We start from the raw sequence: 24,558 nt of genomic DNA, 5'->3' as shown, positions 1-24,558 counted from the left end.
CTTTAATTCACTTTGAAGTTTAGATTGAATCCGATTGACTGAACGGGAGGCAGTGAGGTACCTTCAATTCCTAGGAAATTGATATTGGAACCAAAGGTTGCCTCCGGATCAATGTTTTCGGCTTTTCTCCACAAAATTGCGAGGTTACGCCCAACGATGGACGCGGTAAGTCCCTTAAACACCGGAACATTATTGAACCATTCATCTGGAAAGGTATAGCCTAGGGTTAGCTGACGTAATTTGATGAAATCCCCGTCAACCACACTTGTTTTGGTAACATTTTGTACCAGGGCTTGGTAGTAATTTTCAGCAGGCGCTGTCACCCCGTTGGTAGTTACCCCTCCTTCTCGTCCCACGAGCGTATTCTGGTGTAGCCCTCGGAAATGAGAATAAAACTCGGTTGCCGAAAGGACTTTGTTGCCGAAGTTGTAGTCTACCAAGAAGGAGAATGACACACCCTTGTAGTTAAATTCGTTATTCAATCCACCGTAATGGGTCGGCAAGACTGAACCCCAGTTCTTCAGTTCTCCTCTTAACGGCAGGCCTGCTTCATCTACCATGATATTGCCACTGGCATCATACTGATAGTCAAATGCCCTGATCTGCGGACCAGGCAATCCGGGGACATAAGCCGTTACGGCATTCCCCAGTGTCGCCCTGTTTTGGCCCAAATTGATGGGGGTGTTGGCAAGGTTGGTGCTGAGCACCTCGTTTCTCACATTGGTGAAGTTCAATGAAGTTCTCCATGTAAATGCCGGCGTCTGAATAGGCGTACCTGACACAAACAACTCCAGCCCCCTGTTATTGACGGATCCCGTAGCGACAACCGCCGAACTGAATCCGGACGCAATGCTGTAGCTGGCGTTCATGATTTCATCTCGTGTGGTTTTGGAGAAATAGGCAACATCAAAGGTAAGTCGGTTATTGAAAAAGCTCAGATCCACTCCAAGTTCCACTTCGTCGGTAGTAAATGGCTTTAGAAACAGGTTAGGCAGTCCTAGCGGAGAGGAGCCCGCCGCCACTCCGCTGATGGAGTTTGCTGAACTGTAATAAAACTGCGTCTGATAGGCTGCGAAAGGCTCGCCACTAGTCACAGCATAGGAAGTCCTGAATTTACCAAAGTCCAGCGCTGGGATATTCAGGAATTTATCAAACAAAAACGCACCGGTCACCGATGGTGAGAAAATGCTGTTGTTATCCACAGGAAGGGTACTATACACATCGTAACGACCCGTAGTGGTCAAGGTCAGAAAGTCCTTGTACTCAAATGCCATGGAATAGAACCCGGATAGTACCTCCCGCTCGTTATATCCGTAGGACCGGTTAAATACCTCCACGTTAAACGGTGAATACAAACCGGGGATCACAAATCGCTGACCTCCCACACCTACAGATTCAAACCGGTTATTGCGGAATGTCCCTCCTACCAATGCATCCAATCCAACATTATCATGCAGCTGCACATCCGCACCAAAAAGCGCATCCACGTTCAGTTCCGAGCGGGTAGAGAGTCCTCTCCCATTTAGATTACCTTTCAAGTCAGGCGCATATGCCAATCCGGTGGGCTCAACGGCAAAGAAGTCGTCATTTGAAACGTCACTACCTACCCGAAGCATGGTATAGATTTTAGGCGTAAAATTATAGGTGGCGGATAAAGCGGAAATATTACGCTTTCTACCCAAGTCATTTATACCCCTATTGGCAACAAAATACGGGTTGGTAACGAAGATATCGTCGCTGAACACAATTTCATTTCCGGACGCATCATACCCTGGCGCAAAGATGCTGGGAGCAATGTTTGGCGCCAAAAACAGGAAATTGTTTGGATTTTGAGGTCCATCACTGAGACGTGGTGCATTGGTGGTTCGCTGGTCAATGTAGTTGATCATCGCAGAGATATTAAATTTATCCGTGATGTTTTGATCTACATTCAGGTTAATACTCAGTCGGTCATTTCCACTGTTCGGCACAATCGAGTTGGACGCCACATTGGAAACAGACATCCTAAATGATCCATCCTGACCTATTCCTTTTGAAACAGCTACCGTGTTAGTGACGTTCGTGCCTACATTGTAAAAATCCAAGTAGTTTTCGCTTGATGGTTGATAGGGATACTGATTGCCGTCGTAGCCGATTACCGAACCGCCCATACGTTCGCCCCAAGCAAATCTACCGGTAGTAGTCGCATCAGCAACCGTCTGTGGTCGCTGCCCACCTCTACCTTGGCCGAATTCATTCTGGAAGTTCGTGAAATCCATCGGCCGGTCGGCCATCACATTCAAGTTATAGGTAAGCGACCAATCTTGGCCCTTCTTAGCTCCTTTCGTTGTGATCAAAATCACCCCATTGGAAGCCCTTGCGCCATACAAGGCAGAGGCCGCCTGACCCTTCAATACCGTCATCGACTCAATATCGTCAGGACTCAGGTTACCGATACCGTCACCGTTGTCCGAACCACCCCATTGGCCAGCGGCACCACGCTGTGTATTATCCATCGGGATACCATTGATCACAAATAACGGAGATCCCGTACCTGAGATACTGGGCAAGCCCCGAAGCACGATGTTAGATGAACCTTGCGGGCCACCGTTGGTACCTTTGACTACTAATCCAGCTACTTGGCCAACCAGGGAATTAGCCACGTTTGGCTCACGGGCTTTGTCCATCACATCGCTATTGACCGTAGTAATGGCATAACCCAGCTTGCGCTTTTCTTTGGTCAAACCTAGGGCAGTAACCACTACCTCACCTAATTCACTTGCTTCCTCAACAAGCGAAACATCCAACTGGCTGCGGTTACCAACGGTAAACTCTTGATCCGCAAAGCCAATGTACGAAAACACTATGACCGTACTTTCGTTTACATTGATGGAATACTTTCCATCCATATCCGTGGTAGTTCCTGACTGCGTACCCTTTTCGAATACCATTACGCCTGGAATAGGCATATTGTCAGACTCACTAACGACGGTACCCGTCAATGTCCGACTTTGGGAGTAACCTTCCATACACATCATCAGTGTAAGGGCCATTCCCAGAAGGATTGATAATTTTTTCTTCATCACTAATCGTTTAAGTTAACATTACGAACACAATAAATACTATCCAAATCAGCAGCTATCAAACAAAGGAAATTTTGAATTATTTGATAATAACGAAACACTATCTTTTTAACCAAAATTAAAATCATCAAAAATAATTTTACCCTATAATAGCATTCATTAGATAAATCTTGTATTACTAAAATCAAAATTACCTAGCTTGAACAGGAATTCAAAGTGTGAAAATAAAAAAATTTATTTATTCTAATCCAAATTATTAAAAATATACAAAAAAAGAAAGCCAAAAATACATCGAATAAATTTTAGTGTTTCTTACAACTAACGAAGGATGTTTCCGAATACCACGATTTACTTTAATAAAATACGCATCACAGAAACTTCACGTTTCATTAAAGACAGCGATTTATTCAGCCAAAAAAAAAAGAGCAAGAGAGAAAAATCATTCTCCCCTACCCCCGCTATCCACGATCTTCTAAAACTCAAAAAGCCCCATTTAAGCCAATCTGAGAACGGGTAGTTGACCGAGGAAGACATTATTCGCCGCAGTAAATCATCGGCTTAACGGATTGCTTCATTCAATAATCGCTCCCACTTTTTACTTAAAACAGCCTCGCCAATGACATATGATCAATGGTAAACATGTATAATTCGTTTTGAGCTGACAGAGGCTTGTGCGACCCTATCAGCTAGGTAAATCAAAATTACTTATAAAGTAAAGCAGCAAATGGCTGCGTACCGTTCTATCGGTTAAAAGAAGTATTACCAAAAATAATGGGTGGGAAACTTTAACTCGCGAATACCGAAAAAAGGAAAAACAGCCTCCCGCTGCTCCAAAAGAAGGGAAATAGATGAGCTCAGTAAAAACTGAACATGGGTGACTCTTGGCAAAAGTGGAACACCCCAATCGAGAAATTGGACACCGGGAACCTTAGCGGTATTATCTGAAAATGATGGGAAAGGGATGTGGGCTCTAGCTGACAGTGAGGTACCTGACAAAGTAATTTTGTCAGGCTCGTCACTGCGATATCCGGTCCGGTATTCAGTATAATAGATCGAAAAACTACCCCTCACAAAGAATAGGAGAAGGAAGAAAGTGCAGATAAAGCGCTTTGCGCCCTTATTACTACCAATGACCATAAATGCTATACAGTAATATTTAAACCTCAATTTACATGCCAACTAAAAAGCAACTAATCCAAAAATCAATGCCATAACACAACGGGGCGATTCAACAGTGTTCTAAGCCCCAATCGCAACCATACTTTAAGCCTCAACCATGCCATTGATTTATTACCGCCCCAATCCTGACGTCCCAAACAAAGTTTTAAGACCAGGCCCCTTTAGTCCATTTCACACCTTAAAGCGTATATGTGGTAAGTAACCAGACACACTATGCGATCCCTCCTTCCCATTCTTTTTTCGGCTCTTGCCGTTTTCCCCCTCTCTGCTCAGGAAAACCCGGCACATGTGAAAGTGTATCATGAACAAGGAAAGTTTGGTGGATGGCCTGCCAACTGGGGGGTGTGGATCTGGGAAAACGAAATCCTCGTGGGCTTTGCTCAAGGGGACTACGAGGATCTAGGCGAAGAACGCCACCACCTCGCAAGAAACAAAACAGAGCGACACCTGCTGGCCAGAAGCAAAAACGGCGGGATATCCTGGACCGTCGAAGATCCCGGAAAAAAGGGCAGTCTATTGCTCCCAAACAATGGGGTATTTCATGGACAACTCCGCACAGACGTGACTCCGGAAGAGCCTATCCAACTACAGGATCCCATCGATTTCCTGCATCCGGATTTGGCATTCACCGTGCGCACCGACAATATCCACGCCGGTCAGTCCCGGTTTTGGTACTCTTATGACCGGGGGCAGACTTGGAGAGGACCGCACCTGTTGCCCAATTTCGGAACTCCGGGCATCGCCGCCCGCACAGACTATCAGGTGTACAATAGCCGGGAAGCCCTGCTATTTGTAACTGCCGCCAAAGAAGACGGTAGAGAAGGCCGGCCCGTGGCACTTCACACCGATGATGGGGGCCTGACCTGGCGCTTATTGTCTTTCCTCGGGGATGAGCCCGAGGGTTTTGCTATTATGCCTGCTAGCGTAAAACTCAGTGATCAGGAACTGTACGTTGCGGTGCGGCGGAGGGAGGCTGACAGGCGTTTTATTGGAGCCTATCGGTCTTTGGACAAAGGAAAAACCTGGCAACAGGAAGCCGACCCCGTCGAAGACTGTGGCATCGGGAATCCACCTGCCTTGGTACGGCTTCAGGATGGCAGGCTATGCCTGATTTATGGATATCGGGCCGAACCTTACTCTATCATGGCACGGCTAAGTAATGATGGCGGCAAAAGTTGGTCTTCAGACTACGTGATCCGATCGGATGGCGCGAGCCGGGACATGGGCTACCCCAGGGTTGTGCAAAGACCGGACGGCAAGCTGGTTATTCTCTATTATTTTAACGATCACAACAGTGGTCCCGAGCGTTATATCGGTGCCAGTATTTGGGAACCACCCTTGCCCTGACAGGGTGGCCTGTGACGCCCATTTATCCCGTTTACCTGTTTTTTTTTCTGATTATGCGCATCCGCGTCCTTTCAAAAGCGGTGTTAAATCTCCACTTCGCTGACCGCTCCGCCTTCGCAAAAACGGACACCGGGCAAAAGGGTTGACTATACGCCTTAAATTGCGTACCTTGAGGCTCTTACAAAACCTAAAATCTCATGCAAGCATCTCTGACCCGCGCCCAAAGGATCAGCACGTTAAAAACAACCACAGGCTGGTTGGCCGCTGCTGTTGTTTTCCCCATACTTATCCATTTCATACCTCCGTATCAGGGCATACCGATTGGTGCCTATTTACTGCCCATGTTTTACATACCGCTCGTCGCTCTTTGGCTTAGCGGCTGGCGAACTGCGATTGCCATTACCGTACTGGCTCCGTTGGTGAATTTTTTATTGACCGGTAGTCCCCAATCCGGCATCATGGGCATGCTGACCCTCGAAGTTTTGTTGTTCACGGGAGTCGCAGCCCTATGGATGAATACGGGGGTGCGTTGGGCGGCAGGGCCTCTTAGCTACTTAGGAGCTAAAATTCTTTCCTCCACCCTGCTGATCCTGTGGCCCATCCTTCCGGCTACGCCTTGGGAGTTCTTTACCAATTCCCTTCAGAATGGGGCACCCGGAATACTCATCCTTTTTTTTATTAATATAGCGCTGGCAAAATTCGCCCCGAGGCAGAGATGAACCATTCCAGACCGGAGTCCATAGTCGATTCACCTATAGCCGCTAAGCCTTTGGTAGATTTGTCCACCATCAGCGCGGCCATACGGTCCTATCCTTTTCCGAAGGCTGACCTGATATTGGGCATAGCACGCGGGGGAACGTTTCCTGCCATACTCATCGCGCACGAGTTGGGTTTACCTTTCCGGTCTATACAGGTTAATTACCGAAACGAGCGCAATCAACCCCAGCGGGAAGCTCCGGAGTTCCTTTCTTCACTTCAACTACCTCCTCTTTCCTCCCATGCTACCATCTTATTGGTGGATGATGTCAGCGTGACCGGCAAGACGCTGGATAAAGTAAGGCAGGCACTACCGGATTATCATGTCATTACCTTGGTTCTGAAAGGAAAGGCAGACCATGTGCTCTTACCCCACTTGAACACCTGCGTGACCTGGCCCTGGCATGCCTCTCAAAACATCCTGCCCCATGAAGGTTAACACGCTACTGCTATTCATTCTTCTTTTATTGCCGGGATGGATCTCTGCACAGGAAAAGGACAGCCTACAGGTAGACCTGGATCCAGTAGTTGTAACCGGAACCCGCGTCGAGATGCCCAAAAGAAAGGTAGCGGCTGTCGTCACCGTCATAGATCGCGCCACATTAGAGCAATCCGGACAAATCAATATACTCCCGGTGCTGGTACACCGAGTGCCGGGATTTTTTTTGAATGACCGGGGAACGACCGGGTTCGGAGTGGGGCCAAACTCCGGAGGAAATATCAGCATTCGGGGCATCAGTGGTTCTCCCAATAACCGGGTATTGGTGCTTATCGATGGGCAACCACAATACATGGGCATCTTCACCCACCCCATTGGGGACTCGTACGCCACCTCCGATATCGAACGGGTGGAAGTGCAGCGTGGAGCCGCGTCCTTGCTCTACGGATCTAACGCCATGGGCGGAGCCATCAACCTGATCACCCGGAAATCGAATACCCCCGGGTGGCAGGGAAGCGGTAACCTGGCCTATGGTTCATTCGGGACGCTGCTCGCCAACCTTCACTCCGGATTCCGATCCGGAAAATTCCACAGCACCGCATCTGTGAATAGAAATCAGACTGCCGGATTTCGGGAGGATGCCGCAGACAGCTTTGAAAACACCGCCTTTTACCTAAAAAGCGGATACGACTTTAGCCAAACCTATCAATGGTCTTCGGAAGTCCAGCTTTCGGACGCAACCTATTTTCAACCGGGAACGATCACAGCACCACAACAGCACGACCGTAGGGAATTTCTACGAGGCAGAATCGCTACCTCTCTGAAAACCAATCACGGTCCGGTATCCGGCGCCCTACTGCTTTACCACAATTTCGGAGACCATCGCTTTGATAGCGGATACGAATCCAAAGACCAAAACCAAGGCATTACCTTTTTCCAAAACATCACCCTTTTGCCCGACCAAGTAATCACCGTGGGATTAGATTACAAACGCTTTGGAGGAACTGCGTTTAACGAGACACTTCCTCCCCCTGCACGTGTGGGATTGGGTGTACAACATTGGGTGCAGGAAACAGATGTGTATGCACACATTCAGCAAACCTTTGGCGACAAGCTGCACCTAAATGCCGGACTCCGACAGGTGCGCAACTCGCAGTTTGGAGATGCTACGCTGCCGGGAGTTGGACTTTCCTGGGAAGCGGGCAAGGGCAGTACCCTGAAGGCATCCTCGTCCAAAGCCTTCCGGAGCCCCTCTGTGGTGGATCTGTTCCTGTTTCCGGCCTCCAACGATGCGCTACGGCCGGAAGAAATGTGGAACCATGAAGTCGGAATCCTGCAGGAACTCATCGAGCAAAAACTATTTCTGGAAGCCAATCTCTTTCTGGCAAAAGGCGACAACCTCATCGCGGTGAATCCCATGGAAACCCCCGCTAGGGGTAGAAATATCGGGAGCTTTACCAATCGTGGACTGGAATCCCAGATCCGTTTCACTCCCTCCGAAGGAGTGGAGTGGATCCTGAATTATTGCTTCCTAGATGCGTCGGAAAACGTTCTTTTCGCGCCCGAACACCACCTCAATTCACAGGCAACGGTACGGACCGGAAAATTTCACCTGTTGCCTTCTATCCAATACCTGGCAGGGATGAACATCAGTCCGGAACCTGGATACCCAACCGCAAGCTATACCCTGGTAAACCTTCGCATCGGCTACGCCATTACTCCAAAAATCAGTGCATACCTCGCGGGAAATAACCTGACAGACACCAGCTACGAGGTAGAACGCGGATACCCCATGCAGGGAATCAATATCATGAGCGGAATCCAAGTAAAAATATAAACAATAAGCCTTATGGAAAATCGAGACAACAAAAACAACCGGAGGGACTTTCTCAAATCATTGGCAGGTCTCACAGCCGGCATGATGCTTCCACTGACAGCCACCCCCTCCGGGCTTGGTGGTTCCGAAATCAATTCGACAGCCGCCAGAAATGTAGATCGTTTCGGGGAACTGCTTCCGTTGCGAAAATTTGGACGAAGCGGAAAATCCATCACCATGTTGGGGCTGGGCGGTGCCCACATCGCTCGGATGAGCGACGCCGAAGCGGAAAAAACCATAGAGAAAGCACTGGAAGAAGGCGTTCGCTTTTTCGACAATGCGGAATCCTATGGAGCGGGTGAAGGCGAACGCAAATATGGGCGCTTTTTGACACCCAAATACCGGGACATTGCCTTTATCCAAAGTAAGACAACAGCCCGAGACGGAAAAACCGCACAGGCACATCTGGAGGGAACCCTGAAACGGATGAATACCGATTACCTCGATCTTTACTACATCCATGCCGTCACCAGCCCGGCGGACGTAGACGCCAGACTGAAAAACGGGGTGCTGGATGTCCTGGTGAAAGCAAAAAAGGAAGGAAAAGTTCGCCACATTGGCTTCTCCGGGCATTCCGATTTCAACGCCCACCTACGCATGCTGGAAGTCACCGACCTGATGGAAGCCTGTCAGATGCCCATCAATGCATTTGATCCAAACTATAAGAGTTTTATCACCAATGTGCTGCCAATTCTTTCCGAAAAACAGATTGCTCCGGTTGCCATGAAAACCCTCGCTAATGGAGGTTTTTTTGGCGGTACCTCCCATTTCAACCACGGCGACAACGCAAAAATCGTCCCCGCCGTGTTGTCTATTCAGGAGGCCTTGCATTTCTCTTGGTCCATGCCCATCAGCACATTGGTCACCGGTGCGGATAACGCAGCGATGCTATTGGAAAAAGTAGAACTAGCCCGAAATTTCCGCATGATGGATGAAGGCAAAAGGCAACAACTGGTGGAAAAAGTAGCCAGCTTTGACGGAAGACTCGTAGAGTATTATAAAGTATAATGCACAGGTATTTCGCTATTCTCCCGACGGAACCGGTATAGCTACACCTGCCGGTATGGGTGTGCCAAAATCCGGGCTTCCGTCAGCATGCCAGCCAAACCGCTGGAGGCGGACGTCCCGATTCCAGCCCGGCTGCGCGGTTTTCTTCGAGTGATACAAAATCCAGTCTTCTGTCCCATCAGGGGATTTGGCAAAGCTGCAATGCCCCGCACCAAGGACTAGGTCGTTTCCGATAAATACTGGCCCTTTTTTCAACCAGCTTTCCGGCACCATTGGATCGGCTCCTTCCCGCAGGGTCAGTTGTCCGAGCCGGTATTCCTTCAGCCAGGACTCCCGGGTAGAATAAACGATAAAGGTCTTTCCGTTTCTTTCCAGCATTTGGGGGCCTTCGATGAGGTTCAGTGGACCGCCCGTTTCCCAGGGCTCCACGGGAGAGGTGATTTTGACCCGATTACTGGAGATTGTATACGGATTGCTCATCTCCGCAATGTACAGGTGTTGTTGGGTTTTGTCGGTATCTCGGTTTTCTTCCCACCCCGACCAAATGGCGTACATCCTGCCTTTGGGTTGCCAAGGGGTAAGGTCAATAGCCCAAACAACGGAAGCTGAATCTCCTATATGATCGCCCGTATACAGCATGCCAAGGTCTTCGTAGGGACCAAAGGCATCCCTTCCTACTGATCGCAGTACGCCGGAGCGCTGATGGATAAATGGGCTGCCTGACTTACTTCCTGCTGCATAATAGATATACCAGCGACCCTCGATAAAATGAATTTCGGGTGCCCAAATATTGGCACTGTTCCAGCCCGAGTCCGGCGATTTCCACACCTGCACCATCTCACCCTGATCGGTTAACTTGTTGGACTTGGAAATGGCTATTCCACCTCCCTGACTGGCACAATAGTAGTATTCCCCATCTTTCTGAAATACCCAAGGGTCTGCACCATCTCTAATGGGGTTGGAGAACGTTGGTTGAGCAAAACCCGAAAAATTCACCGCTAATAACGTAACTAACAATACACTGGAGAGCTGCCTTACTTTGAGCTGTATCATATGAGGAGTTGGTTATCGCTTCCCTTTTTTGCCCCTACGAAGGGCGAAAACTACGGGTACCAAGTTCGATACCCGTAAATTAAACCCAATGCAGGGTAAATTAATCCTCAAAATCAGGAATGGTGATGCGCTTACCCCCATTCATGGCCGATTCATGGGCACAGATTCCCGCGCAGGTATAGTTTGCCGCCAGGGCAGCATCCACTGCGGAATCCCTTCCCTCTATAATCGCTGCCACAAACTCCTGCACCAGGTGTGGATGAGAACCTCCATGACCTGCACCCTGCAAGAAAGACACGTGGTTGGGATCATCAATCTTTTCGCGCTTGGTAAAATGCTTGATCGGTTCGATCAACAGCTCGTCCGTATCAGGCACCTCGATGCGCTCTGCATCTTCTCCTCCCGGGAATATCACATGGTGTTCATCGGCAAGCTGCTCCCATTCGAAAGACATCTTTGTTCCGTACACGTCATAAGACTCTCTGTACTGCCGCACCACATCAAACAGCGAACGGGTAGCTTCTGCCACTACGTCGGAATTCTTGAGGGTAAATGTGGCCGTTTCTACGGCAAACGGAGAACCATAACGCTTGGCCAAATCCTCGGAAAGACGTCCGGAACCGTGGCAAACTACCGTCTCTGCCTTGGTGTTGTTGATCCTAAGCAGGGGAGAAATCGCATGGGTACCATTCAGCATGGGCGGGAAACCCTTCCAGTATTCTGCCCAGCCTTCCATACTCATATCCTGAATATGTGATCCGCGCACAAACTGTATTTTGCCCAACTTGCCTGTTTCTGCCAAGTTTAGGCCATAGAGAAACTCCCGCGTATAAAGGGCGGTCTCCATCATCATATATACCTTGTTGACGCGCTTCTTGGCCTCCACAATGGCCTTACAATCCTCCACGGTCATTGCCATCGGGATCGTACAGGCAGTGTGCTTATCCGCATTAAGGGAGGCCAAAGTCATCTTCGCATGCTCCGGCACGGGGGTTACAATGTGTATCGCATCCACATCATCGCGCTTGGGCACATCTTCAAAATCAGTGAAGCACAAATCTCTGTTCAGGTTAAAGCGGGTGGCAAGCTCATCGAGCGTCTGTTGGTTACGCGTACAAATACCCACTTCCTTGATATTGGGGTGGCTTTGGTATATAGGGATAAATTCCTTTCCAAAACCCATTCCTACGATGACTACGGTTATTTTTTTGTCGCTCATGTTAACTTGTTGATTTTTGGTTTGTCGTTCGATTATTTTGCAGCCCAGCGGATTGCGTTCTTTAGCAGTTGCTGATAGGCTTTCAGATCATGAGATTCCCCATCGTGGCCCAGTGCAATACCCACAATGCGGGCATGGGGGTGCTTTACCACAAATACGGAAGGATATTCCTCCGGCTTTTCGTTTTTGGCAGTGGCCAAAATTTCTATTCCGGCCCCATTCGGGTCTACCTTGTGGTAATACAGTTCATCCTTTAGCGTAAATTTGGCAGGTACGCCTTTCATTACGGGATGTTTTTTATTGACCGCCGTTACGTCAAATGGACCATATTTATCGTGCCCTCGGGATCCACCACTAACGAGCTTTAGGTTATATTCCGGCCAGTCGGCCCAGTTGTACCAGAGCGCGGCATGCCCCAGCACCAGTCCTTTGCCGCTTTCGGCAAACTTCATGATGGCTTCCCGGGTTTTTGCATCCTTAAAGGGCTGATTATTGGTCAGGTAAAGCACGTCGATCTTATCCAGGTAAGAAAGCACTTCATCTGTTTTGTCGGTATAGGTAACATCGGCAAAGTCTTTGTCCGACAGGGTGGCAACGTCACTGCCTTTGTACCAGCGGTCAAAATCGTGGGAGGCCCCTCCTCCAACCATCAAGACGCGAATGGCCTTTTTGGGAGGATCGGCCTTTACCTGCGCAACTACCGCTCCCCATACTAGCAGCAAAAACATAAGTCCGGGGATCAACAAACGATTCCAGCGCAAATGAGGGGTTATTTCAATGGGTATGATGTTCATCTTTATCGTGTTTTAGGGTTTATTAAGGTTTTTCTACCACCATTATCCCGTTCATCATCCGCCAATGTCCTGGAAATGTACATACAAAGGGATAGTAGCCGGGTTGGGATGGCGCCGTGAATTTCAGGGTATATACTTCATTGGGTGCCAACATCTCGGTCGCAAACAATACTTCCGGCATTTCGGGAACGTAATGCTTTTCCGAAGCCTTTGGATCCCGAAGCATGGCATCCGCTGCCTCACCCACTTTCTGTAGGCTATTGGGCCTCAAGATCAGTAGATTATGTTGCATACCATCCCGATTGTCCAGCTCCAGGATGATTTTTTTTCCTGCCTTCACCGCAAAGGTATCCAGGTCAAATTTCATCTGTTCGGGAACTACCTCCAACCAGATGGTGGTGGCGTCCTGCTGAGGGGGCTGAAAATCGATGCTCTTCGGAATTCTCCCATAGCGGTTCGGAATAGTGGCGAACTCGACGGCACATGATGTAATCTCTTCTCCCGGAGGAGTAGAGGACCCAAAACGCTTGCTGACCATATCGGTCCAACCAAGGGAAATCGAGGAAACCATTAATGCCAATAGGCCTTTCCATGAAATCAGATACATAAACAGGTTAATTTAATTCAAGTGTCAATTGTGGAATATTGCCTTCAAATGGGAAATCTTTTTCGTATTGCCCGATATTGTCCGTACCGCCTAGGTCACGTCCAGAACGGACACTTGGATGCAAATCTTGGTTAAATAGACGTAAACCGGTTGATTCTCCGAGCAGCTGTTCGTCCAGGTACAGTGCTGCCCTTCCTTTGGAGTCCAGTGTAGCATTCACCACAAAACTGGAGGGCAAGGGCTTACTGCCTGATGTGACTTTTGTCTTTTTGCCGTTTTGAGAAATCTCCCACACCAAGGTGCCGTCCTGCACATAAAGTGCGTAGCCATGTTGTCCGTTTCCGTGAGCTAGAATAACCCCTGATATTTTTTCATCCCGACGATCTGATACTGTAGCACTCACTCGTATTTCCTTTCCGGATACGGCGGGTGAGTGGTTTAGATAGCTTCGTCTTCCAATTTCGTACCGTTCGGACGTTACACCAGCCAGCAGCCGGGCAGCCAATCCACCGGTAGCTTTCCCTTTTGCCGCTTCGGAAAAAGATGTTCCGTGTGCGGAAGCTGCGGCAAATAGGGCACGCACCAACCAGTCGTCTTGAGCGTGGGTATCGTCCTGTGCGGCTTGTAGAAGCAATCGCCCCACTGAAGGTGTTGATGGCAAATCGGCCAACTCGAGGAACGCATGCATACGGACATTCAGATCTGGATCGCGGAATACACCGGCGTTTTCAAATGCATTAACTGTAGCTTGGGTTCGCGGCAACGCGGCCATGGCTGCCTTTCTAACTCCCGGGGCGGGGTGCTTTAGCGCTTCTGAAACAGCCGCAACGGCCTGGGCATTATTCCCGTCAAGCATCCCTAACCCGTGAAGGGTCCAAATGGCATGTAATGCGGCTCCATTTAGTCCAATTTCATCGACATTTCGATCCCCCACCAGAGCTATTAGTTCAGGCGCTACAGCCTTGTTTTTAGACTCGACCAACAGACGTTGGGCTGTCATTCTCCAAAATAAATTGGTATGTGAAAGTGCCGCCACCAATCCTTTTGTATCAGACTTGGAAAGGCTCATCGGCTTGTAGTCCGCGGCATTCTTGTAGACCACTCGATAGATTCGTCCATGGTTCGTATCTCTAAGTTCGCTTTGAAAGGCATTTCCCTGCCCATGCGGTTGATCCTCAAAGGGCAATACCATCCGGGAAGGTGCCTGCCGCTCCACAAATACATTGTGCTGTATGATAAAATTGTACCAGTCGGCAATCCAAACCGCACCATCAGGGCCTACCTCTGCATGGACTGGGCCAAACCATTCATCGGAACTCGCAAGCAGGTTCCAGCCATCTTTTTCCTGAAAGCCGGCACCTAGCGGCTCGATGATGGCATTGTGGGTCAATCGAATCGTTGGCTCGTTGACAAAGGCCACACGGTTCCAGTATTCTTTGGGAAAGGCCCGGGCCGTATAGAAATTGATACCGGCAGCCGAAGTATATCCACCTACCACATCCACTTGTCGTAAATTAGGCGTCATGGCATGGGCGTCGTAATGGCCGTCTATTTTTTGTATGGGCTGAATCTGGAAAGGAGGCTTCACGTCGTTTTCCCCCGGCGCCGGCAGCGTTCGCTGAAGGTATTTGGCGGGAATGGAATAGTAAGCCGCATGGGTATTATTGGCCGTGGAGATAAACACATTATGATCTTCGGTAAATCCAAGTCCCCAAGTATTGTTACTGGAACTGGCCAGGTATTCAAAGTCTGAGCCATCCGGATTAAGACGATAGAGCCCTTGAGGAAACGTCATACGCTTACCGTTGACGGTACCGTTAAAGCCCGAATAGCCCGTAACTCCCCAGATTTTATTGTCAAAACCGTACTTAAGATTGGAAGGTCCCGCATGGGTATCGTTTTTACCCCAGCCGGTCATGATTACTTCACGCACATCCGCCACATCGTCCCCATCTGTGTCTTTCAGAAAAACAAAATCAGGGGCCATGGAGACGACTACCCCGCCATTGGCAAAAACCATGCTGGTGGGGATATTGAGGCCGTCGGCAAACACGGTAAACTTGTCGGCACGCCCGTCCCCGTTAGTGTCCTCACAGATTTTGATGCGGTCGTTAGCAGCACCATCTGTCTCTTTGAAAGTGTTGGGATAATCTACCGATTCCACCACCCAAAGACGGCCCCGTTCATCCCAGGCCAAGGCTATGGGGTTCAGGATATCTGGCTCGGTGGCAAAAAGGGAAATTTCAAAGTCTACTGGTTTTTGGATCAGCTTCTGAGATTCTTCGGGTTCCAAGGCCGGCTGAATGCGGGGCACCTCGTATCGTTTGGTAAAGTCAGAGATCGGCTCGTCGTATATGGACACCTGAGGAATATCCAAGGCATCTACGAGCGCAATCACTTCATCTCCCATTGCCCACTTCACGCCATTCGCCATTAGGTCCAAAAAGCCCTGTTGCTTCCAGGTTCGTTCGTCATGCCCAAAGGCAGTATAGAACACCCTGCCTTTACCTATTTTACGAACCCAGGTGTATGGTTCTTTTTTGCCGTTCTCTTCCCTCACCATGAGTAGCTCCATGTCCGGGTTGATGCGCTGATGCACATAAGTTTCGTCCCAGGTAACAAACGGTTTTAGGCCTTTCATTACGGGGTGGGATGGATTTACGATGGTGGCGGAAAATTCGCCCTCTCCGTGAGAGGCAAACTGTCCTCCGATGGTTTCAATGTACCAATCTGAATTTTTGAAGCATCCGGTAGCGGAGTGGAGTGGGATAAGGCCTTTTCCGCTTGCCAAAAATGCCTTCAGCGCATCCTCTTGGGCCTTTGGGAGCACCTCGTGGTTGGCATAGATCAGCAGTGCGTCGTATTTGTTCAGGTTTTCCTGTGTCAGGTCTTCCACCCTCTCGGTATAGGTAAGGTTGACACCCTGACTGAATAAGGCCGTGGCAAGCCAAGGAGCATAAAGCCCTGAATGGTGATGTTCACTGGGATGTCCTAGAAACAGAAGCTCGGCCCGGCGGGGAGTGGTATCAGGCTCCTCCGGTGGGTATCCGTAACCGGCAGGAGCAGCACAGGCGCAGAAAACGGCAATCAATAAACATGCGGCTATAAGAACTCCGTTTCTTGGCCGCCTATCAAGAAAGGCAGGGTACTTTTTGGTTATCATGGGCTAGAAAAAGATGGATTTTGGGTTTGTTAATCTAAGGACTAATCGATCAGCCTAAAGATGCGCTTTCTTTCTTCGAAATACAAATCTCCATGCGTGCTTTGCATCTGAAGCCTTCTCTTAAGCCGTAAACTACACTAAGATGCCCTATGGAACCAACTTCTTTTTTACCTATGTCACCATGTAGGGAGGAGTGGTTCAGCAGCGATTGTTATCAAGCCTGCCTCTGCCCGTTAGTTACAGTCAGCATAAACACCGGGAGTTTTTTTCAATACTTTTTCCATACCGAGGCAACCCTTTGATTTACCGGCAGCGTAATGAGAGCAAAACAAACCAATTATATACACATGAAATCGAGCACGACGCAAGCGACACACGGAGGAACGATTGTAATACGTGCGAGATTCCATCTGACCGCTTAAAGACAAATTATAAACAGATGAAAAACATCGTATTGATCTTCGCATTTATCGGACTTTCACTGACCAACCTCAGCGCGCAGGAAGCTCCTGAGACGCTCTTCAACGGCAAGGTCTCCTTCTCCAACCTAGGTGTATTTGTAGACCCCGGTTTCCAGATGACCCAGATTGCAGGAGAAAATACAGGATATTTTCTCTTTCGGGGAGGGGTGACATTCGGAGACAAACTCAGCTTCGGAGGCTTTTACGGACAAATGATCAACGATATCCGTCCAGCCTCCTTTGAAAACATATTGCCTCCTCGGGCGCATATGGATTCATACCAGGCAGGAGGCTTTATAGAATATACCCTACAAGCGTCTAAAATGGTCCACCTGACCTTCCCGCTTGCCTTTGGCATGATGGAGCTGGAGGTAGATGAAGAAGGAAGAGACTTTGACTACGAGGAGACCAAAACCCTCTTTGTAGAACCTGGTGCACAGATTGAGGTAAACTTGCACCGCTTTGCGCGGCTTCATGCGGGATTGGGATACCGAATGATGACCGGATCAATTCAAGATTATCCGGGAGTGCCAGATGCCGGCAATGCCCTAACCTTTCAGATTGGCCTGAAGATGGGCGTATTCAACTTCAACCAACTAAAAACACCCTAACCGATGAGAAAACTAACGTCGATACTGCTCCTTATCGGGCTAGCTTCCTGTAACTTGGATGACAATACCTCCGGCCCGACCAATACCAGCGTCGCTTCCCTTACCGATCGCGTGACCATCGCCTCCGGCCTACGGGTGATCCAATTTATTGAAGACAACGAGGACAAAACTTCCAGGTATGCTGGATTTGTGTTCCGATTTGCCGCCGATGGCACGGTGACAGCAAGCCGGGAAAGCATGGAAATCGCTGGAACCTACCGGGTGTTCCGAGACGATGGTGAAACCGAACTAGCTATGACCTTTCCTTTCAATACGCTGCTAAATGAATTTACCGACGACTGGTATTTTCGTGGAGAAACGAATGACCGGATTACTTTTGAAGACGACTACGATGATGATCTAGACCGCCTTGTCTTCGGATTCTAATACCTAAAAATGCTTCTAAACCAACTTATAAACTATCCATATTATGAAAAAGCACCTTGCAGCTTTCGCACTATTTCTGCTGACGGTCACTACTACATTTATGGTGGCCGCACAAAGCACAACCGAACCCCAGACATTGTTCCAAAAAAAGGATCCTATCAACACGGAAGACCTGAGGGTTCTGATCGCTCCTTCGATCGGATTTACCCAACTGGATGGAGCAAATGCAGCACTTTTCAACCTGCGCACCGGTGTCACCATTAAGGACCAAATCTCCCTGGGTGCCTATTTCAGCACCTCGCTCAATGACATTAGGCCCCAGAGTGAAACGGCACCAAACGTCTACATGGATTACTGGACAGTGGGAGGATTTGCAGAATATACTTGGAACGCTTCCAAATTAGTGCACTTGACCTTCCCCTTATACTTGGGTTATGGTGAAGTACAAATGGACAATGAGATTGGTGATGCTGGTCTAGGTGAAGCCAATTTCTTCCAAGTAGAGCCATCAGCCCTGGTAGAAGTCAACCTGCACAGAGCAGTCTCATTCAATGCGGGGGCAGGTTACCGAATCGTAGGAAACATGGATTACCGTAACTTCGATCAATCGGACATCTCTGGCCTGACAGGATATATAGGATTGAAATTCCGTCTTTTCTAACCAAAAAATCGCACTGAAAATGAAATACTATGCCCTGATACCACTCATTGCCGTGTTGTCATCATGTAGCCTTACGGAAGATACGAATCCTGTTCCGGCAGAAGTTTCTTTGGTGGAAAATTTGATCACCACAGATCCAAGCTCCCCTGAACCTACAGATACCCTGACAGCGAATAACCCAAGTACTGGAGAAGCCTGGCGCGTCAGCCTGATGATAGAAGACGGATTTGATATCACCAAAAACTTCCAAAATATCCTACTCTTTTTTGAGGAGTCCGGGAGGATTGAGGCCAAATTGGGAGAGCAATCTCTATTCGGACGATGGTACATTGAAAGAGACTCTCCGCGAGATGAATTGTACTTGGATTTCCCAAAGGGCACCATCTTGGAGGAACTTGATGATGACTGGTACATCGTTCGCAGAGATGACTCAGAAATCGTCCTCGAATACGATGATGAGGAATATGATGGTAAACTGGTTCTCGTACGGGAAACCGAACAGCGTAGCATTGCCCCTCCCTACCAATCCCTAAAAGAAAATGCCGAGGCACTATTCGCCAAAATGACTGGATCCAACTTCGGCATCGATAGCTTCTTGGATGGCAATCGGGATAAAACCCTGCTATTTAATAATGCCCAATTGGTATTTGGCGATTGGGGTAGCGTAACGGTCGAGTTGGACGGTCAGGAGCTGGTATCTGGAATTTGGCTCGTGGGATTTGACAGTCAGTCGGTTTTACTGGACCTGGATTTCCCATCGCAGGTTTTGGGGAGCTATTTGGATGATGAGTGGCTATTACAGTACCTGTCCGATCAGCGCATCAACTTGGTGGAGAAAGGGAAATCTGACAATAAAGATCGCCTCCATTTGCGTAAAAAATAACCTGCCAAGGGCAAATTATTCCCAAAAGAGCATAACCCCCGCTCTTTTGGGATTTTTTTTACCGCTTCTGAAATAGACTCCGTCTATGCTTTTATGGCGCAAAAATTTAATTGAAGAAACGCCTAGCAGAGCAATCGAAAGCTTGCGACCTCCATGCACTAATCATCCGGTACCCCACCATATATCCACGCCAATGTCCCTTGGGAAGTAGGGTCTTTTGTGAAAAACATTGGTTTGACTTTCACCCGAAAAATCCGCTTTCTCCAAAAACAACAACGAGCCTCTCATTTTCAACTTTATTTCACCTGGTGTATCTTTTAATCAAAATTAATCTCTATATTTCACCAAAATTTAGACCAAAACATTTATCATAACCTAGACGTTACGAAAGAGAAGTCCATGCTTTTTTCGGTATTGCACTCCGCCCTCCGTAGCACACGGTTTTCACCCATTAAACACGACAACAGACCAATGTCAAAATCAACACTCCTCCTACTTTTCTTATCAGGGCTTCTAACCGCACTATCTCCGGTATATGCGCAGCAGACCGATAATCCCAACCCGGACAAAGCCAAAGTTTACTTTATGCGTGTTAGCGGCACAGGGGCTCTTGTGAATTTCAAATACTTTCATGGCAATCACTATTTGGGAAAATTCTCAGGCCCCAATTACTTCGTATACGAAGTTGAACCGGGGGAACACCTGTTTTGGGTAACCTCGGAAAACAGAGATTTCATCGAAGCCACGCTGGAAGGCGGAAAAACCTATTTTATTGAAGTAAGGCCAACCATAGGGGGCGTAAAAGCCGCAGTAAAAGTACTGCCCATCGATCCCGCTGATACGAAACGAATGAAATTGGTCAATAGGATGATTTTAAAAAAACAGCCTATGGTATTTGATGACGCCAAAGTAGCAGAAGACAGGGAATCGATGGACTTTTTTATCCAAAACGGATTGGAAAAGTATACCAGCGACAAATCCAAAGGAAAAACCGTTGCTCAATTAACGAGCATACATGCGATAGACTAGTTCACTATTTTAATAAAACGAGTGGCGGCATGAAGCGTCCTTCAAACCGTTCGTCCTCTTTACATCCAATCCTCTTAACTAAAGGCGCTTAGCAATGCATTGCCCGCCTGCTGATAGGACGGTCTGCCGACAAACAAGGATTTGTGCTGACCACGTAAGAATCAACTATAAACACATGCAACATCGTATCTGCTTACTGGCAATAGGGTTACTTTTCGTCGCCCATGGTGTGTGCTTTGGCCAACAGGAAAGGCCGTACGCCAGGGAAAAATACGGCACTTCAACTCAAGGCAGCGCCTCTATCGGTGGCGGCATAGGGCTCCTCTACGGGGGCTTTGGATCAAGATTTACCTATCATCCAGTGGACGAGTTGGGCTTATTTGCAGGATTGGGGTACAACTTGGTTTCGCTAGGCTACAATGTGGGTTTTATGTATTCGTTTCCCAGCCAAAAGCAAACGACTTTTTTTGTTACCGGAATGTACGGTTACAATGCAGTAATCCGGATTACCGGTGTGGGCGGGTTTCAGGAAAGTTACCGTGGCCCAAGTACAGGCGCTGGACTTCGCTTAAATTCCAACCGGAGGCGCGGGCAATACTGGGATTTCGGATTGCTTTTACCATTTAGGAGCCATGCCTTTGAGGAGTCCTTCCGGATTGCCCAATCCATCTCTGACATCAAAAATCTTCCACCACTCCTATTTTTTGCGGGCTATCATATCCCTCTAAATTCCGTCAGGCCATCCGATTAGTGGAAGATATCATTCAGTTTTCAATAAAAAGAAGAATACCGCCCTCATCCAAAACCTTTAAATCTTCATCAAATTTGACCTAGCTTTACCCACCTAATCAGAAGCTTTGGTGAAAAATAATGTTTAGCCCCCTAAAATGTATCGTTCAAATCTTGTATTAAAAGCAGTATATCAAAAGACTGCACAGGCTAAAATTGCCGTCAAAAACACCTTTTGAGGTGGTTCTTCCAGGCAGAGGGTTTACATCTCCACTGATAGGAAAATCCCACTAGCAAAGTATGTTAAATCCATTATTTTACTTTTTCAAACATCTCCCTAGCTATTTTAATAGCCTTTTCCTGATTTAAACTCGAAACGCTGATGTGTTTTTGAAGGGTAGGCCATTTTCCGGTTTCGGATTTGATTAAATAAATCAATTCAGATTGAATAATTTGGTAATAACTTCTTGTTTCGGTTTTGGTGTAATCAACAAGAAGCGGAAATTCAAAAACATATAAATCCAGTTCTACAGATTCAAATTCACCTTCTTTTACAAAGTAATTGCCGAGTGAATCTGTCAATCCCTTTGAGAGTCGAGTGAGGATAGAATCCGAAGCATATCCTACATAAATGTATTCAGAGCCTGATTTGATCACAAAGATTTTTGCTTGCTGCGATTCCAAACTTGAAAGATACTGCTCCTCTGATTTGCTTGTTATCCTGATTAAGTATTTACTCTCTGCATTGGGAGTTAAGGTTGTTTCGCCTACTTTGAAAATAGGGCGTTGAACCTCTTCTTTTATAAAAGAAATTAAGTAATTACTATTCCAAAAATCATTCATCTCATTATTTGTTTCTGACATCTGTTCTATTTTCGTCACAGCTACCGTATAAGCATTAAAACTTTATCTATTCACTCAATCATGGTTATCAATAAACTTGTATATTTTCAATAATACTTTCATTTTAAAGAATTAAATTCTGAATTTGTTCAGAAGCATTTATAATCCGCTCATTCTCTATTCCGAAAGGTAAATGAATTTGCGTCAGAAATAAAATAGGTCAAAACTATCTTTTCAAGAACTCTCGGCCATGAAACAACAATATGGGATTTCCATGCAGGCGTTGGTTTACAGAGCCAAAGATCTTGGATTGATCTCTGAGAATTACCTCAAACAGTTTTATATCGTATTTACCCAGTTAGGATACCGGTCCAGTGAACCTGTAGCATATGAAGGTGTAGAGCATTCGAATCGGTTTTCCCAGCTCTTGTTCAGGGCCCTGGCAGAAGAATTTATTAGTATCAGCAAAGCAGCGGCATTGAAGAATCAGAAGTTGGCGGAGTTTAGAAAGGAGAACCTAGTCATTTGATGAAAATTGCTGTTACTGATGCATGTATTTTTATTGATCTAATTGAATTGGATCTTATTTCCGATTTTTTTCAATTGGACCTTCCGCTTCACACGACAGTTGAAGTAATAAATGAATTGTTCCAAGAACAAAAAGGCACAAAAAAAGGCATCTAAAGGATAGCTAAAATATTGATTTTTAATAATTTCTATGCGTTTAGAACAAGAAGGGCTGCACTTTGTTGCGACTCGGTTTCCTTCTTCTCGTAAACCCTGACTACTTCCTTCATGGCAGCTTTTACCCGTTGATTGGTCTCGGCAATTGCACTGTTCTTAATGACAGTGTACTTACCGTCATTAACAGTTTGGAATGATATTTTAACTCTTTTGCTTGCCATTTTGCTTTATTTCAGATTACCGAAGTAACGGAAGTTTTGAAACTGGTGTTGTAAAGTTACAAAATTATTTTCATTCAGGCTAACACACCTGTCGGGGTATCCCGCAAAGATCAGCGCATCAATACTCTCCTTATTAGCTTCAGTTGCGTCTAGAATAACAATTCCATTTGCTTTTTTATCCGCATGATCAAACTCATCTTGGGTGTAAATCTCACCACACCAAATAAATTTGGGCATCTTTGTAATCAGGATGTTATTCTTCAATCCAATGTCCAGATCCGCAATTTTAGCCACATGATTTTTGAATGATCTGCTGGAAGTTAGATAAAATCTAAACACATAATCGTGCCCAAAATCATACCCAATATTCACATCTCCTAATACCTGAATTACCAATTCCTTTGCAACAACCGCTTCAAGATAAATTTTTGGGTATAGAGGAACTACAATCGAATCAATTTCAAAATTGGAGCAATCCTCATCCTTGTAGTGCTCACCTGGTCGTTCCAAATTTATCAATCTGTATGGAATCAGATTGTCATCCTGAACCACATATCGAGAAGGTATTGAACTTGTTTCTATTCTACCTATATCTGACCCCTTTATTGCTTTCTGACTTTTTTTAATCTCCTCCCATTCATTTGTATTCCCATAATGCTTTCCAATGGCAATTATCACATGTCCAATATGTCCGCTTTGCAACCCAACAATTACCGGGATTCCTGATTCCAAATAACTATCAATAATCTCGTATAGCGATTTACCATAAGCATCTAAAGCATAAATTCTTGTCCCGAACCCAAACTCCTTTAATGCAAAAGAGATCTGGTCCATAGTCAGACCATTCGAAGGCAGTTGTCTCTGATAGGAAAATCTTTCAAGTGCTTGATGAATTTTCGCAGGCAAGGCAGGTTTATACTCTGGATACTTATTTCCAAAATATTCCATCAGTGCCCAAATAGTTGTCTCAGCACATTTGATTGTTTCTCCATCCTGAGAACTATGGGGAAATCCATCAACAACTAATTTCACCCCATAAACAAGGCAATCTGCTTTACAGCTGCAAATTTTATAGCCATATCCCTCAAATGCTTTTGGGTTAATCATTGACCTTCCAAATAAAGCATTGATGGTAGGCCGTAGTACAAAGAACCCCAGAAATTTATTGTTCAGTTCACCATGCCTTCCCGGATCAAGAAAATCATTATGCGAAATTTCACCGCTGAATAATGAAACTCTGATACAATCCCGTTGATAGGTATAATGCTTGGATGAATAGTAGTGGTAATAACTATCCCTGTAAACCTTATCAACATATGGGTATTCAATTACACAATATAAATCCTCTTTCAGCTCATCTATCAGTTTAGCAATCTCGGTTTCAATTTCGGGCGAAACGAATTTATCGTCAACATCCTTCAAGAAAAAAACATCAATTTTTTCAAGGATAGCTTCGACCACTTCATCAATTGGTGAAATCTCAATTTCAATACTTGTGTTCATCAAC

At 46.8% G+C, this 24,558-nt stretch carries 21 protein-coding genes; 12 read left to right on the top strand and 9 right to left on the bottom strand.

The annotated features are described in order from the left end of the window. Positions 1-2: 2 nt before the first annotated feature. Positions 3-3,062: a SusC/RagA family TonB-linked outer membrane protein gene (locus IAQ59_RS08890; RefSeq protein WP_209330447.1), complete on the bottom strand. Its 3,060-nt coding sequence runs from the start codon at positions 3,060-3,062 to the stop codon at positions 3-5. Positions 3,063-4,454: 1,392 nt separating this feature from the next. Here IAQ59_RS08890 and IAQ59_RS08885 point away from each other — a divergent pair. From IAQ59_RS08885 to IAQ59_RS08865, 5 genes are all read left to right on the top strand, one after another. Next, the gene (locus IAQ59_RS08885; RefSeq protein WP_209330446.1) at positions 4,455-5,588 is read left to right on the top strand and encodes a sialidase family protein; all 1,134 of its coding nucleotides are present in this window, start codon (positions 4,455-4,457) and stop codon (positions 5,586-5,588) included. A 197-nt stretch (positions 5,589-5,785) separates the two neighbouring features. Then, the gene (locus tag IAQ59_RS08880) at positions 5,786-6,307 is read left to right on the top strand and encodes a hypothetical protein (RefSeq protein ID WP_209330445.1); all 522 of its coding nucleotides are present in this window, start codon (positions 5,786-5,788) and stop codon (positions 6,305-6,307) included. Next, complete coding sequence (locus IAQ59_RS08875; RefSeq protein ID WP_209330444.1) at positions 6,304-6,783, top strand: phosphoribosyltransferase; 480 nt, start codon at positions 6,304-6,306, stop codon at positions 6,781-6,783. Before IAQ59_RS08880 ends, IAQ59_RS08875 begins: the two co-directional genes overlap by 4 nt. After that, positions 6,773-8,620, top strand: coding sequence for a TonB-dependent receptor (locus IAQ59_RS08870; RefSeq protein WP_209330443.1), 1,848 nt, complete (start codon positions 6,773-6,775; stop codon positions 8,618-8,620). The genes IAQ59_RS08875 and IAQ59_RS08870 overlap by 11 nt, the downstream gene beginning before the upstream one ends. A 12-nt stretch (positions 8,621-8,632) precedes the next feature. Beyond that, entirely contained in the window at positions 8,633-9,667 is a 1,035-nt protein-coding gene (locus IAQ59_RS08865) for an aldo/keto reductase (RefSeq protein WP_209330442.1), read from the top strand. Between the two features lie 15 nt (positions 9,668-9,682). Here the strand turns inward: IAQ59_RS08865 and IAQ59_RS08860 are convergent, their stop codons facing one another. The 5 genes from IAQ59_RS08860 to IAQ59_RS08840 all read right to left on the bottom strand — a co-directional run bounded on the left by IAQ59_RS08860 (position 9,683) and on the right by IAQ59_RS08840 (position 16,503). Beyond that, the gene (locus tag IAQ59_RS08860) at positions 9,683-10,720 is read right to left on the bottom strand and encodes a glycoside hydrolase family 43 protein (RefSeq protein ID WP_209330441.1); all 1,038 of its coding nucleotides are present in this window, start codon (positions 10,718-10,720) and stop codon (positions 9,683-9,685) included. A 100-nt stretch (positions 10,721-10,820) separates the two neighbouring features. Beyond that, positions 10,821-11,939, bottom strand: coding sequence for a Gfo/Idh/MocA family protein (locus IAQ59_RS08855; RefSeq protein WP_209330440.1), 1,119 nt, complete (start codon positions 11,937-11,939; stop codon positions 10,821-10,823). A 32-nt stretch (positions 11,940-11,971) separates the two neighbouring features. Further along, a complete protein-coding gene (locus IAQ59_RS08850) occupies positions 11,972-12,733 on the bottom strand; it encodes a ThuA domain-containing protein (protein ID WP_209330439.1) in 762 nt (253 codons plus the stop codon). A 22-nt stretch (positions 12,734-12,755) separates the two neighbouring features. Next, on the bottom strand, positions 12,756-13,340 hold the full coding sequence (locus IAQ59_RS08845; RefSeq protein ID WP_209330438.1) for a plastocyanin/azurin family copper-binding protein: 585 nt from the start codon (positions 13,338-13,340) through the stop codon (positions 12,756-12,758). A 7-nt stretch (positions 13,341-13,347) separates the two neighbouring features. After that, entirely contained in the window at positions 13,348-16,503 is a 3,156-nt protein-coding gene (locus IAQ59_RS08840; protein ID WP_209330437.1) for a PVC-type heme-binding CxxCH protein, read from the bottom strand. A 439-nt stretch (positions 16,504-16,942) separates the two neighbouring features. On the opposite strand from IAQ59_RS08840, the gene IAQ59_RS08835 reads away from it, so the two are divergent. From IAQ59_RS08835 to IAQ59_RS08810, 6 genes are all read left to right on the top strand, one after another. After that, positions 16,943-17,575, top strand: coding sequence for a hypothetical protein (locus IAQ59_RS08835; protein WP_209330436.1), 633 nt, complete (start codon positions 16,943-16,945; stop codon positions 17,573-17,575). Positions 17,576-17,578: 3 nt separating this feature from the next. Further along, positions 17,579-18,001: a hypothetical protein gene (locus IAQ59_RS08830; protein ID WP_209330435.1), complete on the top strand. Its 423-nt coding sequence runs from the start codon at positions 17,579-17,581 to the stop codon at positions 17,999-18,001. 43 nt (positions 18,002-18,044) lie between these two features. Continuing rightward, on the top strand, positions 18,045-18,662 hold the full coding sequence (locus IAQ59_RS08825) for a hypothetical protein (RefSeq protein ID WP_209330434.1): 618 nt from the start codon (positions 18,045-18,047) through the stop codon (positions 18,660-18,662). A 19-nt stretch (positions 18,663-18,681) separates the two neighbouring features. Next, positions 18,682-19,545 (top strand): hypothetical protein, encoded by an 864-nt coding sequence (locus IAQ59_RS08820; RefSeq protein WP_209330433.1) that lies wholly within the window; start codon positions 18,682-18,684, stop codon positions 19,543-19,545. Between the two features lie 471 nt (positions 19,546-20,016). Beyond that, the gene (locus IAQ59_RS08815) at positions 20,017-20,574 is read left to right on the top strand and encodes a hypothetical protein (protein ID WP_209330432.1); all 558 of its coding nucleotides are present in this window, start codon (positions 20,017-20,019) and stop codon (positions 20,572-20,574) included. 175 nt (positions 20,575-20,749) lie between these two features. Further along, the gene (locus IAQ59_RS08810; RefSeq protein WP_209330431.1) at positions 20,750-21,325 is read left to right on the top strand and encodes a hypothetical protein; all 576 of its coding nucleotides are present in this window, start codon (positions 20,750-20,752) and stop codon (positions 21,323-21,325) included. 290 nt (positions 21,326-21,615) lie between these two features. Here the strand turns inward: IAQ59_RS08810 and IAQ59_RS08805 are convergent, their stop codons facing one another. Continuing rightward, positions 21,616-22,167 carry a hypothetical protein gene (locus IAQ59_RS08805; RefSeq protein WP_209330430.1) on the bottom strand — a complete coding sequence of 184 codons (552 nt, stop codon included), beginning with the start codon at positions 22,165-22,167 and terminating at the stop codon, positions 21,616-21,618. Between the two features lie 229 nt (positions 22,168-22,396). On the opposite strand from IAQ59_RS08805, the gene IAQ59_RS08800 reads away from it, so the two are divergent. Next, positions 22,397-22,675 (top strand): ImmA/IrrE family metallo-endopeptidase, encoded by a 279-nt coding sequence (locus IAQ59_RS08800; RefSeq protein ID WP_245189514.1) that lies wholly within the window; start codon positions 22,397-22,399, stop codon positions 22,673-22,675. A 187-nt stretch (positions 22,676-22,862) separates the two neighbouring features. Here IAQ59_RS08800 and IAQ59_RS08795 read toward each other — a convergent pair whose 3' ends face one another. After that, the gene (locus IAQ59_RS08795; RefSeq protein ID WP_209330429.1) at positions 22,863-23,051 is read right to left on the bottom strand and encodes a hypothetical protein; all 189 of its coding nucleotides are present in this window, start codon (positions 23,049-23,051) and stop codon (positions 22,863-22,865) included. A 6-nt stretch (positions 23,052-23,057) separates the two neighbouring features. Next, positions 23,058-24,554 carry a hypothetical protein gene (locus tag IAQ59_RS08790; RefSeq protein WP_209330428.1) on the bottom strand — a complete coding sequence of 499 codons (1,497 nt, stop codon included), beginning with the start codon at positions 24,552-24,554 and terminating at the stop codon, positions 23,058-23,060. Positions 24,555-24,558: the final 4 nt, after the last annotated feature.

Source organism: Lunatimonas salinarum, from assembly GCF_017811155.1.
Taxonomy (GTDB): domain Bacteria; phylum Bacteroidota; class Bacteroidia; order Cytophagales; family Cyclobacteriaceae; genus Lunatimonas; species Lunatimonas salinarum.
This window is presented reverse-complemented; position numbering and strand designations above follow the sequence as displayed.